At 64.5% G+C, this 14,344-nt stretch carries 11 protein-coding genes and 1 pseudogene; 11 read left to right on the top strand and 1 reads right to left on the bottom strand.

The features are described 5' to 3' along the window. Nucleotides 1–61: 61 nt before the first annotated feature. The 9 genes from ACFWFI_RS14670 (at nucleotide 62) to ACFWFI_RS14710 (ending at nucleotide 9,987) form a co-directional block, all read left to right on the top strand. On the top strand, nucleotides 62–1,630 hold the full coding sequence (locus ACFWFI_RS14670; RefSeq protein ID WP_387389356.1) for a class I adenylate-forming enzyme family protein: 1,569 nt from the start codon (nucleotides 62–64) through the stop codon (nucleotides 1,628–1,630). A gap of 75 nt (nucleotides 1,631–1,705) precedes the next feature. Next, nucleotides 1,706–3,352, top strand: coding sequence for a flavin-containing monooxygenase (locus ACFWFI_RS14675; RefSeq protein ID WP_387389359.1), 1,647 nt, complete (start codon nucleotides 1,706–1,708; stop codon nucleotides 3,350–3,352). Between the two features lie 144 nt (nucleotides 3,353–3,496). Continuing rightward, nucleotides 3,497–4,309 carry an alpha/beta hydrolase gene (locus ACFWFI_RS14680; protein WP_387389362.1) on the top strand — a complete coding sequence of 271 codons (813 nt, stop codon included), beginning with the start codon at nucleotides 3,497–3,499 and terminating at the stop codon, nucleotides 4,307–4,309. A gap of 174 nt (nucleotides 4,310–4,483) precedes the next feature. After that, nucleotides 4,484–5,662: a thiolase family protein gene (locus ACFWFI_RS14685; protein ID WP_387389365.1), complete on the top strand. Its 1,179-nt coding sequence runs from the start codon at nucleotides 4,484–4,486 to the stop codon at nucleotides 5,660–5,662. Nucleotides 5,663–5,994: 332 nt separating this feature from the next. Beyond that, nucleotides 5,995–6,762 (top strand): CoA transferase subunit A, encoded by a 768-nt coding sequence (locus tag ACFWFI_RS14690; RefSeq protein ID WP_387389367.1) that lies wholly within the window; start codon nucleotides 5,995–5,997, stop codon nucleotides 6,760–6,762. A 117-nt stretch (nucleotides 6,763–6,879) separates the two neighbouring features. Beyond that, the gene (locus tag ACFWFI_RS14695; protein ID WP_387389370.1) at nucleotides 6,880–7,530 is read left to right on the top strand and encodes a CoA transferase subunit B; all 651 of its coding nucleotides are present in this window, start codon (nucleotides 6,880–6,882) and stop codon (nucleotides 7,528–7,530) included. Continuing rightward, nucleotides 7,527–8,012, top strand: a complete 486-nt coding sequence (locus ACFWFI_RS14700) for a MaoC family dehydratase (RefSeq protein ID WP_387389372.1) — start codon at nucleotides 7,527–7,529, stop codon at nucleotides 8,010–8,012. Before ACFWFI_RS14695 ends, ACFWFI_RS14700 begins: the two co-directional genes overlap by 4 nt. Further along, nucleotides 8,009–8,848: an HpcH/HpaI aldolase/citrate lyase family protein gene (locus ACFWFI_RS14705; protein ID WP_387389376.1), complete on the top strand. Its 840-nt coding sequence runs from the start codon at nucleotides 8,009–8,011 to the stop codon at nucleotides 8,846–8,848. Before ACFWFI_RS14700 ends, ACFWFI_RS14705 begins: the two co-directional genes overlap by 4 nt. Nucleotides 8,849–9,039: 191 nt before the next feature. Then, nucleotides 9,040–9,987: a 5'-nucleotidase gene (locus tag ACFWFI_RS14710; protein WP_387389379.1), complete on the top strand. Its 948-nt coding sequence runs from the start codon at nucleotides 9,040–9,042 to the stop codon at nucleotides 9,985–9,987. A 174-nt stretch (nucleotides 9,988–10,161) separates the two neighbouring features. On the opposite strand, the pseudogene ACFWFI_RS14715 reads toward ACFWFI_RS14710, so the two are convergent. After that, a pseudogene (locus ACFWFI_RS14715) lies at nucleotides 10,162–11,482 on the bottom strand (IS1380 family transposase). A 336-nt stretch (nucleotides 11,483–11,818) separates the two neighbouring features. Between ACFWFI_RS14715 and ACFWFI_RS14720 the strand changes: the two are divergent. Together ACFWFI_RS14720 and ACFWFI_RS14725 are read left to right on the top strand one after the other, a co-directional pair. Further along, on the top strand, nucleotides 11,819–12,640 hold the full coding sequence (locus tag ACFWFI_RS14720) for an SDR family oxidoreductase (protein ID WP_387389381.1): 822 nt from the start codon (nucleotides 11,819–11,821) through the stop codon (nucleotides 12,638–12,640). A gap of 32 nt (nucleotides 12,641–12,672) precedes the next feature. Continuing rightward, nucleotides 12,673–13,566: a helix-turn-helix transcriptional regulator gene (locus ACFWFI_RS14725; RefSeq protein WP_387389383.1), complete on the top strand. Its 894-nt coding sequence runs from the start codon at nucleotides 12,673–12,675 to the stop codon at nucleotides 13,564–13,566. Nucleotides 13,567–14,344: the final 778 nt, after the last annotated feature.

A 14,344-nucleotide genomic window follows, 5' to 3' on the forward strand; every position in this document is an offset into this window, starting at 1 on the left:
AGCATCAACCCCGGTATGGCCACGATCTCGCCGGTCGCGAGTTGAAGGAAAGGCGCGACACATGAGTCAGAACACAGTCTCGACGATCGCGGATGTCATCCGTTCAGGCGGCAAAGACTTCGCCGAGCGGATCGCCGTCGTCAGCGACGGATCTCCGTGGACCTACGCCGAGCTGGATGCCCATTCCTCTCGTGCGGCCAATGCCCTGCTTGAGGAGGGACTTCGCAGGGGTGACCGAGTCGCGACCATGATGTACAACGACATCAACCACCTGTTGATCATGCTCGGGTGCGCCAAGGCCGGGCTCGTTGTCATGCCGATCAATCGGCGTCTGAACGCCGCTGAGCTGGCGCAGGTGCTGAGCAGGGCAGATCCGCACCTGATCGTGCACGACCCTGAGTTCGCCGAACGGCTGTCAGACGGCATGGCTGGCCATGACGGGCGGCGGTCGCTGCAATTGGAGCAGGACGGCCAAGGAGTCGCCGGCCGGATCATGTCCAGCTCGGCGAGCGATCCGGGTGTTCGTATCTCCCCTTCGGAGATCCAGGTCATCCACTTCACCTCGGGCACGACTGGTACCCCCAAGGGAGTGTGTCGCACACACGCGAGCAACATGAGCGTGTCGCGCGACGCCCTGGCCGCCGTCCCGATCGACCGGACCGCGGTCTGGGCCTACGAGTTCCCCCTCACGAGCGCCTCGTTCTGGGGCGTGGGCGCCCAGGTCTGGTTCGTCGGCGGAACCCTGAGAATGTCGCGAAAGTTTGATGCGCAGGAGATGGTGGCGGCCCTTCGAGCAGGTGTGACGCATGCTGTCCTGGGGCCCACGATGTGGGAGATGGTCAAGCAGGCCGACGGTTCCCTGCACCTCGACAGCGACACGCTGACACTGGCGCTCTGGGGTGGCATGCCCATTCGTCGCTCGGCGGCGGAGCGGCTGCAGGAGTGGCTACGCCTTCCCTTCGGCAGTGTCTACGGCCTTACCGAATCGGCCTGTGTTGCGTGGAACCTCGGCGACGACGCGCTTCAGGCACCGATGGCGGTCGGGAGGGCCAGTCGGTCCACCCGGATTCGCACCGTCGACGCCGAGGGCCGGGATCTCACCGGCGGCGATGTCGGCGAGATCCTGATCGAGAGTGAACTCACGGCCAGCCAGTACTTCAGGGCGCCTGAGCTCACCCGAACCACTTTTGAGTCCAAGTGGCTCGCGACGGGCGACCTCGGACGATTCGACGTCGCCGGCAGGCTCCATGTCCTCGATCGATCGAAAGACATGATCATCAGTGGCGGTGAGAACGTCTATCCCGCCGAGGTGGAGGCTGTCGTCGCGCAACTCTCGGAAGTTCAGGAGGTCTGCGTCGTAGGACTCCCTGACGAGCATTGGGGGGAAGTGCCAGCGGCAATCGTGAGGCTGGTCGACGGGGCGCTCCTTACCCCGGATGCCATCGTGGCGCACTGCGACTCGCAGTTGGCCCGATTCAAGGTGCCCAGGATCGTACGCATCGTCACCGAGATCCCCAAGAACGCAATGGGCAAGTTCGAGAAAAGAAGAATCATCGTCGAGGTGCATTCCGAGACCTCGCCGGGAGCGGGAGCGGGAGCGGGAGCGGGAGCGGGAGCGGGAGCGGAATAGCGGATCTTCAGCACAATGAAGAAGTCAAATTTTGAACAGACCGACCCATTGCACCGGTCGGCAGAAAAGAGAGTCATGTTGGGTAACAGTCAGTCGCACCCCAACGAAGAACCGACGGCCACCGCCGGTGTTTACGATGCAGTCGTCATCGGTGCCGGCTTCGGCGGGCTGTACATGCTCCACCGCCTCCGGGACACCCTGGGAATGCGGGTCCTGGTCCTCGAGGAGCAGGGCGGCGTCGGCGGTACCTGGTTCATGAACCGGTACCCGGGTGCTCGATGCGACACCGAAAGCTCGGTCTACAGCTACGGCTTCCCCGACGATCGCATCGACGAGTGGCGCTGGAGCGGGAAGTACCCCGAGCAGGAGGAACTCCTGCGCTACTTCAACTTTGTCGCCGATCGCCTGGACCTCCGGCGGAGTATCGAGTTCGGCACGCGAGTCTCGGGCGCACGGTTCGACGAGACGGACTCGATGTGGAACGTGACCAAAGCGAGCGGAGAGCCCGTCCGTGCACGATTCCTCATCGCAGCCGTCGGAATGCTCGCCTCCGCCCCCTACGCGCCGAGCATTCCGGGTTTTGACGACTTCGCAGGGACCGTGGTGCACACCGGTGCATGGCCGGCCGATGGCGTCGATCTCGCCGACAAGCGAATCGGCATCCTGGGGACGGGGTCGACGGGCGTACAGGCGGTGCCGCAGTTGGCCAAGCAGGCCGAGCATCTCTACGTTCTCCAGCGGACCCCCCAGTTCACCATCCCGGCGCGGCACGTCGAGTACGACGATGCCACATGGGACAAGGTGAAGCAGCAGCGTCCGGCACTATTCGAGAAGGCCCGGTGGTCCCTCGGCGGATTCCCGTGGGAGCACAATGGAAGGTCCGTCCTCAACGTGAGTGGCGAGGAACGAGAAGCGGCTCTCGAAGAAATGTGGGACAAAGGCGGCTTCGAGTTCCTGTGGGGCTCTTACAAGGACATTCTCACCAACCCGGAGGCGAACAAACTGGTCACCGACTTCGTGAAGGAGAAGATCCGGAGTCGCGTCAACGATCCGGCAACCGCCGAAAGCCTGGTGCCGAACGACCATCCACTCGGGTCACGTCGGCCGATCGTCGACACCGACTACATGGAGACGTTCAACCGGGACAACGTGACGTTGCTGGACCTTCGCCGCGACGCTCTCCTGGGCATCACTGAATCCGGCATACGGCTGGAGTCCGGCGAGCTCCCCCTGGATGTCCTCATCCTCGCCACTGGATTCGACGCCGTGACAGGGCCCTACCTGCGGATGGACATCCGGGGGTGCAACGGTCAACGGCTCGCTGACAAGTGGGAGGACGTCGGGGCGAGGTCCCATCTTGGATTCGCCACCTCCGGCTTCCCGAACTTCTTCATGGTCGCCGGCCCGGGCTCGATGTTCATCAACTACGCGATCCTGATGGAGCAGCACGTCGAATGGATTTCCAATCTGATCACGCGGGTGCGTGACACCGGAGCCAAGGTGGTCGAGGTGCACGAGGAGGCGGAGATCCGGTGGGCCAACCACATCAACGAGCAGGTCGAGAAGACGATCATTCCGCTCGGTGGCAACAGCTGGTGGAACGGGACGAATATTCCGGGACGTGAGCGCAGGACACTCTTCTACTTCGGCTCCTATCGCCAGTACCGCGAAATTTGCGACGCGGAGGCCGCCGGCGGATACCAGAACTATGCGATCTCCTGATCTGGTGTACGGGATCCCAGTACCTCTGCACAACTGGAGGCTTTTGTCGTGAAACTGACGGCCGAGGAGTTCCGGAGCCGGCTGTTCGAACACCGAACTCCCGAGACTCCGGATGCAGTCGATTGGGCCCGCGAACGAGACTCCATGGAGCAAGGGCTCACGAAGGCCAAGCTGTACCCGGGGACGTCCCTGGAACAGGTCACGATCACGCAGGAGTTGCCAGCACTCCTCGTGCGCGCGCCTGAGGCCGAGATGAGCCGCGTGGTCCTTCTCCTCCACGGAGGGGGATATTGCCTCGGCTCAAGCCGCACCCACAGAGCTCTGGCCTCGTGGTTGTCGGCTCGGAGCAAGGCCGTGGTGGTGGTGCCGGACTATCGGCTGGCACCGGAGTCGCCCTTTCCGGCTGGCCTTGACGACGCGCACGCTGCGTGGGACTGGCTGCTGCGGCGGGACGGGATCGAGGCGCAGCACGTCGCGATCGTGGGTGACTCCGGAGGAGGGGGTCTGGCAGCCGCGCTCACCGTGCGTCTGCTGCATCTCGGGATCCGGCCGACCAGCACGGTCCTGTTCTCACCGTGGGCGGACCTGACGATGCGCAGTCCCGATTACCGGGGCAACGCCGACAGGGACCCGCTCGTGCGGCCACAGTTCCTGGCCGATGCGCGTGATGCCTACCTCGCCGGCGGGGTGAGTCCTCTCGACCCGCTTGCATCTCCTGTCGAGGCCGTCTGGCGAGGCGCTGCTCCAGTGCTCATCCAGGCCGCTTCCGACGAGGTCCTGGCCGGAGACGCCCGGCTGCTCGCGGATGTTCTCGCCGCGGCTGGAGTGCCCTGCACTCTCGACATGGTGGATGGCGTAGTGCACGTCTGGCACCTGTACTGCGGGTTGATCGACGAGGCGGAGCGCTCGGTCGCCGACGCCGGAGCCTTCATACGGAGGCACTTCGCGGCCCGTTGAGGACCATGCCGCTCGTCCTCAGCGCCCGGCGTGCTGCGCCGAACGCGGCCCGGTTCTCTCCCCAGGGCCGATGTTTGACGCAAATCGGAATATCTGTGCTCATTTTTTGATGTGGAAGGGGACGCTGGCCGAGGACAGCGCCCGTTCGGACTCACCGATTGATCAGGAGGCAGGATGCCGAACGCCGTGCTTGTGGACGTGGTCCGATCCCCGATGGGTCGTGGTAAGGCAAATGGCGCTCTGGCGCAGTTGCATCCGGTGGAGCTGTTGGCGCAGGTGTTCTCGTCACTGATAGCGCGTACCGGGATAGATCCGGGTGTTGTTGATGATGTGCTGATCGGGTGTGTGGGGCAGGTGGGGGAACAGTCGGGAACGCCGGGACGGCACGCGTGGTTGTCTGCGGGATTTCCGGTGTCGGTGCCGTCGACGACGATCGAGCGGCGGTGTGGGTCGGGGCAGCAGGCGTTCGCGTTCGCGGTGCAGGGTGTGATGGCGGGGGCCTACGACGTCGCGATTGCTGGTGGGATCGAGTCGATGAGCCACGTGCCAATGGGCACGAACCGGAAGAACTCCGATCCGGCCGGGCCTGGCGTTCATGCGCGGTTCCCAGGTCTCGTGTCGCAAGGTGTGGCGGCCGAGCTGGTTGCGCAGAAGTACGGGCAATCGCGGAGGGCACTTGACGAGCTCAGTGTCGAGTCGCACGCCCGTGCCCACCGGAGCAGCATTTCCGGGCTCTTCGCCTCGCAGATCGCGCCGATTTCCCTGCCCGATGGTGATGTCGTCGACACCGACGAGACCATCCGTCCCCAGACCACGGCCGAGACGTTGGCGGCATTGAAGCCGGCTTTCGCTTCCGAAGAGATGAGAGCTCAGTTCCCCGGCCTGGATTGGAAGATCACTGCGGGAAACGCGTCACAGATCACCGACGGGGCCGGTGCGGCGCTGGTCATGAGCGAGGAGCGCGCTGCGCAGCTGAATCTCAGTCCACGAGCCCGCCTCGTGGCATCGTCGGTGGCCGGCGACGACCCCGTGCTGATGCTCACCGGGATCATTCCCGCCACTCAGAAAGTGCTGTCGAAGGCGCGGATGGCGATCAGCGACGTCGACCGGGTCGAGGTCAACGAGGCCTTCGCTTCGGTGCCCCTGGCGTGGCTCGCCGAATTCCCCTACGAGTCAGCTCGTCTGAACGCCCTCGGCGGCGCGATCGCGCTAGGTCATCCGCTGGGAGCCTCCGGGATCCGTCTTCTGGCGTCATTGGTGACGAGTCTGGAGGTTGGCGGCGGGCGCTACGGCTTGCAGACCATGTGTGAGGCCGGAGGCATGGCCAACGCGATGATCATCGAACGACTCTGAAGCGGTTCCCCGCCATGCGCAAGAAGTTCGGGGAGGTGCTCGACGTACATCAGTGCGCAGTTCTCCGCGGTTAATGCCGAGTTCGTCGAGCATCTCGTAGATGCCGGCCAGACCCTCTGCGAGACCACCCGTTCGTGCACGGAAGTGGGTACTGCAGCTGGCCGACGCCGAGGACCTGCTCCAGGCCGTCACCGTCGCCGCGCGCAGGCTCGTTGCTCGCCCGTCAGCCAGGTAATGGATCTGAACTACGCGTCCCAACAGGTGTTTAGCCCCCACGTCGCACTGAGACACAGCGGTCCGACCTGGGGAATCAGTCGAAGAAGAGGAGCGTAATGGACAAAGTGATTGCGTCGGCGAATGAGGCGGTGGCCGACATCTGTGATGGTGCCACCATCGCGGTCGGTGGATTCGGCCTCAACGGGATCCCGAGCGCGCTGATCGGTGCGCTGCTGGACTCGGGCGCCACTGGCCTGCGATGTGTGTCGAACAACTGCGGCATCGACGACTGGGGACTGGGTCTGCTGCTGGCCGAGCGCAGGATCGCTCAGATGACGTCGAGCTACGTTGGTGAGAACAAGGAGTTCGCACGGCAGTACCTGTCCGGAGAGCTCGAGCTCGAGCTCATTCCCCAGGGAACACTGGCGGAACGACTACGTGCTGGAGGCGCTGGCATCCCGGCGTTCTACACGCCGGCCGGAGTCGGCACGCTAGTCGCAGACGGCGGCATGCCGTGGCGCTACGCTCCAGACGGATCGGTCGCTTCGGCTTCGCCTCCGAAGGAGACCAAGGAGTTCGACGGGAGTACCTACATCCTGGAGCGGGGCATCACGACGGACTTCGCGCTCGTCCGCGCGTCCCTCGGTGACAGCCACGGCAACCTCGTCTTCGATAAAGCGACGCGCAACTTCAACCCGCTCGCGGCCGCCGCCGGACGCGTCACGATCGCTGAGGTCGAGCGGCTGGTAGGACCCGGCGAGATCGATCCGCAGCAGGTCCACACCCCGGGTGTCTACGTACAGCGAATCGTCGCGCTGACGCCGCATCAGGCGACAGAAAAGCGGATCGAGAAGCACACAGTGAGGAAGGCGGCTTCGAAGTGAGGATGCGTTCATCGAATCGGCTGGTGTTTCCAGCCGTAGAAAACGAAGGTGCGGGGGTTTGCCCCGGGAACGGGAGCACCCGGGGCGAGTGCAGTCGACGAGACGGGAGGCGGAACAATGTCCTGGACGCGTGAGGAACTGGCAGCACGGGTCGCAAGCGAGCTCAATGACGGGGAGTACGTGAATCTGGGCATAGGCTTGCCGACTCTCGTCCCGAATCACCTGCCATCTGATGTCTCCGTGGTGCTGCATTCTGAGAACGGCATCCTCGGTACGGGACCGTACCCGGACGACGGCGCTGTCGACCCCGACCTCATCAACGCTGGGAAAGAGACGGTCACCGTCCGATCAGGGGCCGCGTTCTTCGACTCGGCTACGTCGTTCGGCATGATTCGTGGCGGGCACATCGACGCGGCTGTCCTCGGCGCCATGCAGGTCTCCGCTACGGGTGACATCGCGAACTGGATGATTCCGGGCCGGATGGTCAAAGGCATGGGAGGGGCGATGGATCTGGTTCACGGCGCCAAGCGGGTGATCGTGATGATGGAGCACGTCGCCAAGGACGGCTCCCTGAAGATCGTTGATCGCTGCTCGCTGCCTCTCACCGGACAAGGCCTTGTAGACCGGATCATCACGGATCTCGCGGTCATCGACGTGACCGTCGAAGGACTGGTGCTGTGCGAGACGGCACCCGGCGTGACAGTGGACGACGTTCGCGCCGCCACCGAACCCGAACTGGCAGTCCACCTCATGGGATCCCTGTCATGAGCCTTCAGGAACAACGCCGTGTCGTGCAGCGAGGCCTGTGGTTCGAAGAGATCGAGGTGTTGACCATCTACGAGCACCGCCCCGGACGAACGGTGACAGAGGCTGACAACGTCCTGTTTACGACTCTCACAATGAACACGCAGCCGCTTCACCTCGACCAGGCGGAGAGCGAGAAGCTTCCACCGTTCCACGACCGCTTGGTGAACTCGATGTTCACGCTCTCCACATTGGTGGGATTGTCGGTCGCGCAGCTCACTCAGGGGACCATCGTGGCCAATCTCGGATTCTCCGAGATCTCCTTCCCCGCACCGGTTGGCCACGGGGACACCATCTACGCCGAGACGCTTGTCGTCGACAAACGGGCGTCGGGAAGCCGCCCTGGTGAGGGTGTGGTGACCTTTGCCCATACTGCGCGGAATCAGCGGGGTGAAGTCGTGGCGACTGCCACACGCAAGACGCTTGTGAGGATGGCCCCGGTATGACGTGGACGCCCCAACCCGCTTGGCTCTTCTGCCCGGCCGACCGCCCGGACCGCTACGTCAAAGCCCTCCAGCGGTCCGACATCGTGGTGCTCGACCTGGAGGACGCGGTCGCACCCGGTCGCAAAAGGGCGGCGCGAGACGCTGTCGAGGTCCTCATCAACGAGGGCGTGTACGACATGGAACGCACCGTTTTGCGCATCAACGCCGCGAGCAGCCCCGAGCATGCTGAGGACGTCACGTTGCTGGACCGCGCCGGTGTTGGGCGGGTGATGCTGGCCAAGACCGAGCGTCTTGCCGATCTCGACCATCTCGGTGACCGCAACGTGATCGCCCTCATCGAGACGCCGCTCGGCGTGGAGCGCTGCGAAGCCTTGGCGGACGCGAACCCAGTGGCTGGCCTCATGTGGGGCGCAGACGACCTGGTGGCCGGCCTCGGCGGCACCTCGAGCCGCCGTCCGGACGGCGGCTACCGGGATGTCGGCCGGTATGCGCGGTCGCGAGTCCTCATCGCAGCAAAGGCGCGGCACCTGCTTGCGATCGACGCCGTCCACATGGACATCGACGACATCGAAGGTCTGCGCGCCGAGTGCGAGGATGCCGCCGCCGTTGGGTTCGATGCAACCGTCGCCATTCATCCCAGCCAGGTCGAGGTCATCCGCCGCGCGTATGCGCCGTCCCCAGAGCAGGCCGACTGGGCTGTGCGACTGTTTGCCGCGGTCGGACAGGAACGTGGTGTGGCGACGTTCGAAGGTCGTATGGTCGACGGGCCGGTCTACGCTCAGGCAGAACGGATCCTGCGTTGGGCGGCGGCATCAGCACAGGGTTTCGACGAGTGAACGGTCATGTCCTCGGGTGGCTCCGACCTTGCTTGGTGTACCACCGACCTCGGCAAGTACCGTGCCTGCCCTAATCCTACGAGCACTACTCCCTCGAGAGTCTATGGACCGTGCGCCCTCATGTCAGCCAACAAGACCGCCTGGTGGGATGATTGCACCGAATGAGGTCTGTGCGATCAAAGGGGCACCCTATGCCGTATGAGCTTGCTGACCGACTTGTCATCGGCATCGCATCAAGTGCCCTGTTTGATCTGACAGAGTCGGACACCGTCTTCCAGGAACAGGGCGAGGAAGCTTATCGTGCCTACCAGGAAGAGCACTTGAAGGAGCAGCTTCATCCCGGTGTCGCGTTTCCCTTCATCCGCCGCCTCCTGTCGCTCAATGATCTGAGCGACCCGGTTGACCCCTTGGTCGAGGTGATCGTTCTGTCCCGGAACGATCCCGACACCGGCCTTCGAGTCATGCGGTCCATAGAGACTCACGGTCTGGCGATAAGCCGAGCCATCTTCATGCAGGGCCGATCGCCCTACAAGTTCATGCCGGCGCTGAACATGTCACTCTTCCTTTCCGCGAACGAGAGGGACGTGCGAGAGGCTGTATCAGGAGGGCTCCCTGCCGGGCACGTTTTGGGCATGCCCTATGAGGACGACACCGACGACGGTGATCTGCGTATCGCGTTCGACTTCGACGGAGTCCTTGCCACCGACGCCTCTGAACAGGTCTTCCAGAAAGCCGGGATAGAGGGATTCCGTGCCCACGAGATCATGAACGCCACAGTGCCGCACGATGCCGGACCGTTGAAAGACTTCCTGGCCAACGTGAACCGCATCCAGCAGCGGGAGGAGGAAGAGCGCCAAAAGAACCCCGACTACAGAATCCGCCTCCACGTATCCATCGTCACGGCACGCAACGCCCCCGCGCATGAGCGACCCGTAACGAGCCTGAAGGAATGGGGAGTGACGGTCAACGACGCGTTCTTCCTCGGCGGCATAGACAAGGGCGAGATAATGAAGGTCCTGAAGCCGCACATCTTCTTCGACGACCAGGAAAGCCACCTGAAGAGCACCTCACGGACCACACCCAGCGTCCATGTGCCCTTCGGTAAGATCAACGACCAGATTGTGCCGCCCCGAACCTGAGCAGCACGCTGAGCCCGGATCCACCGGCTTGATTCCCGGTTGATCGTTTCGGGGTCGTGCAGGCCGTGTTGGGGCTGAGTTGCGGATTCGGGCATGGGGTGGCCGCTGGTCTGCCCTGCTCTTCCACTCTGTCCACAGGTCTCGGGCCCTTTCGGGCAGGTCGGTCAGGGAGCGTCAGAGGGCTGGCGGTGCATGCACCGTGCTGAACAACTGGGTGAAGTCCCCGCTCCAGGGCCAGCGCTCGGGCAGGTGCAGGGTGAGGCGGCGGGCGGAGCGGGCCAGGCGGGCGGGCACGTTGATCAGGCGGTCACGGATGATGGCGGTGGTCGCCCTGGCATGGAACGCGGAGGCCAGGGCGCCGGCGGCGCGGGTCAGGTTGTGTGCCAGGGCCTCCAGGGCGAGCCACGCGGCATTGGCCTGGAAATGACCGGACGGCGCGTGGGCGAAGCCGCTGTTCTTGACATCGGCGATCACCTGCTCGACGACAGCGTGCCGGCGGTGATCACGCTCGGCATCCCTCAAGGCGAGCGGGGAGTCGGTGAACGCGGCGTGGTAGCGCCAGGTATCGAAGAGCGTGCCCTGCCCGGCGGGGACGGTACCGGCGCTCAGGCGCTTGACGCGGCGCGCGATCAGTCGGGCGGTGACCTGCTGTTTCTTCGGCTTGGAAGTGAAAGCGGTGTAGCGGATCTCGGCTATCTCGGCGTCGGAGATCCAGCACTGGCCCTCCTCGTCCCAGACTGCTTGGGGATATTTGATCGGTGTCCAGGCGTCCTCGTCGATGCGGGCGATGGTGGCCTTGACGGAGGCGTTCATCCGCACGGTGATGGAGAAGTGGGCACCCAGGGCCCGGCAGGCGTTGATGACGTCGGCGCCGTAGAACGCGGAGTCCGCCCGCAGCACCAGCAGGCCGCTGGCGCCGCAGGCGCGTGCGGTGTGGATGGTCTCAGCGACGAACGCTGCCGCCCCGCGCGCGGAGTTCGAGGGTCCCTTGCGCAGCGTGGTGACGGCGATCACGGGGGCGGACAGGGGTGTGGAGACGACGCCGAGCAGTGCATTCAGGCCCTTGACCTTGCTGTATCGGTAGCCAGCGCCCTGTTTGGCGTAGCCGTGGGTGCGGCGGATGGTGTCGTCGATGTCCACGTATGCGGGCTGGTCCGCGCCGGGCAGCGGGGTGTGACGGGCCAGTTCGTGCAGGAACCGGCTGGCCACGGCGTGCAGTTGCTTCACATGCCCGTGGGTGAAGGAGCGCAGGAACGACCCGAGCGTGGACGGGGCCCGCACTCCGGAGAACAGGCGGCCCATCGCGCCGTGCCGCAGCCGGTCCAAAGGCGCCAGTGCCGTCCTTCGAGGCGGGCAGCCGGATGTGCTCGCCGGCCAGCTTGGGCAGACCGCACCGCTCGGCCAGCCGCACCACCGGCTCCAGCCCGCCGTACGCGATGAGGTTCGGATCATCGAACGCGGATGAGACCGTCGCCGCGGCATGGGAAGATTGCATCTCGGAAGTGCCTTGTCGATCGTGCTTGATGTGGTCCTAGACAAACCCCATCATTGCAGGTCGCAAGGCACTTCTTCGTTTCTGAGTGAACCATCCACCGGCATCAAGCCGGGGTGATCCGGACTCAGCGCACCAGGGAAGGGGGGTCTGACAGTACCTGTATCACCAGGGTCTCCCCGACGTGCAAAAAGCCTGTCAACCTGGCGTGAGTCGAAAGCGCCGACAGCACTCCATGGACACGCACTGCAGCTTTACCTCCATCAGCTCAATTCAGCTGCTGCCCCGAATGCGTGACCGTGTCGGCACATTCCGACGCGACAGAAGGAACGGATACCAATGACGGACAACCAATTCACCACTCACACAGAACTTTTCGATCTGAGTGGGAAGTACGCACTTGTCACTGGTGGCACCAAGGGCATTGGGATGATGATTGCGCGCGGCCTTCTCCAGGCGGGCGCCCGCGTCGTCATCAGCTCACGCAACGCAGACACCTGCGCGGAGGCACAGCAGCTGCTATCCGAATTCGGCGACGTCCGAGCAATTCCCGCCGACCTGTCCAGGCACGACGAGTGCCAGCGCCTCGCTGATCTTGTCATGGCCGACTCGGAACGCCTGGACATCCTCGTCAACAACGCGGGAGCGATGCGTAGCGAGCCGCTGGAGACGTTCCCGGACGAGGCCTGGGATGCAGTGCTCGACCTCAACCTCAAGTCGCCGTTCTGGCTGGTGCAGGCACTGCTTCCCGCACTTCGCAGGGCGGGAACCGCCGATGATCCGGCACGGATCATCAACATCGGCAGTATCGCCGCCATCCACGTCGCCCAGGCGCCCACCTACTCGTACGCCAGCAGCAAAGCAGCACTCCATCAACTCACCAGAGTGCTTGCCCGGGAGCTGGGCCCACAGCACGTCACGGTGAACGCGGTAGCACCGGGAGTCTTCCCGTCGCAGATGATGGGGGCCACGCTCGATGCCATCGGCGACAAGATCGCGGCGGCGGCCCCACTGCGCCGGCTCGGCCGGGACGATGACATGGCGGGTGCCGCCGTGTTTCTCGCCAGCCGGGCTGGGTCCTACCTCACGGGCGCCATCATCCCGGTAGATGGCGGCACCGCGACGACTGCAACGGGTACCCCCCCCGTCATGGGCCACTGACTAGTACGGCTGAACGGGCCTATGGTAGGGGGATGGCCACGATGGATCCACGCACCGAGATTCGGGAGTTTCTCAGCTCGCGTCGCGCCCGCATCGCACCCGAGCAGGCGGGCCTGCCCGCTTACGGTGGCAACCGTCGGGTCAAAGGTCTGCGCCGTGAGGAGGTCGCGCTGCTCGCGGGGGTATCGGTCGACTACTACGTGCGCATGGAGCGCGGCAGCCTCGCCGGTGCCTCCGATGGCGTGCTCGACGCGTTGGCCTCTGCCTTGCAACTCGACGAGGCCGAGCGCGACCACCTGTTCCACCTCGCGCGCCAATCGAGGGCGCCCCGCAGCCCACGCCGGCGCAAGCCTGCCGTGACGGTGCGCTCGACGCTGCAGCAGGTGCTCGACGCGATCTCCGACGCGCCGGCCTGGATCGGTAACGGCCGTTATGACGTGCTCGCCATGAACCAACTCGCTCGCGCGCTGTATTCACCGGTGCTGGCTGACCCGCGACGGCCAGCGAACAAAGCGCGGTTCGTCTATCTGAACCCCGAGGCGGCCAGAGATTTCTTTGTCGACTACGACCAGGTTGCCGGTGCCGCGGCCGCGAAGCTGCGCATGGCAGCCGGCCGCAATCCGCACGACAAGGAACTGATCGCCCTGGTCGGCGAACTGTCAACGTGCAGTGAGCTATTTCGGCAGCGGTGGGCATCTCAGGACGTGCGGCTGCACCGGTCCGGCCGCAAGCGTATGCACCATCCGATCGTGGGCCAGCTTGACTTGGACGTCGAATCCCTGGAACTGCCTGCCGAACCCGGCCTGCACCTCAACGTCTACACCGCACCCGCGGGCACACCGACCGCTGACAATTTGGCGCTCTTGGCGTCGTGGGCGGCCACCCAACAGACGCTGGCGACCGAGCTCGAAGCACACAACGGATAGTCCAACCCCTTCAGCCGTACTAGGGTCCGTCTCCCCGACCAGCGCGGGCAGACCGCACCGCTCGGCCAGCCGCACCACCGGCTACAGCCCGCCGTACGCGATCAGGTTCGGATCATCGAACGCGGATGAGACCGCCGCCGCTGCATGGGAAGATTGCATCTTGGAAGTGCCTTGTCGATCGTGCCTGATGTGGTCCTAGACAAACCCCATCATCGCAGGTCGCAAGGCACTTCTTCGTTTCTGGGTGAACCATCCACCGGCATCAAGCCGGTGGATCCGGGCTCAGTTGTGGCTGCCGCCGAGGGAACACCCTGTCGGGGTCTGCACGACCGAACTCTGACCTCTAACGTGCCGACCAGCGACGGAACAACACTGTCGCGCAAGCTACTGAAGCAAGATCATTTGCGGAGCAGCTCGAATCCGGCTCGGCCGTAGAGCTGCCGCTTAATCTTCTTGATGCGGTTGACGGCGCCCTCGATGCTGCCGGATCTCCAGTCGAGAGTGAGCCCGGCTATCACGGCACCGAGGAGTGCGAAGCCTGAGAGGCCGGGGAGCTAGTACTCCAGTGCGGTTTCGTGATCTATCCAGTGGGTTCGCTGGCCGTCCGCCGTCGGTAGTGGCTGCGTCGAGCTGTGGCTTGGTGGCATCTGCGCCAGTTGGACCAGTGGAGCAGTCTGGTCGCGGTTGGTGTGCATCGGCAGGCCGTTCGGGCGCCGCGTCGGCGGCGAGGGCGGACAGGAAGGCCAGGGCGAGCATGGCGAGCGTGATGTGGCGGTGC

Source organism: Streptomyces sp. NPDC060209, assembly GCF_042728155.1.
Lineage (GTDB): Bacteria > Actinomycetota > Actinomycetes > Streptomycetales > Streptomycetaceae > Streptomyces.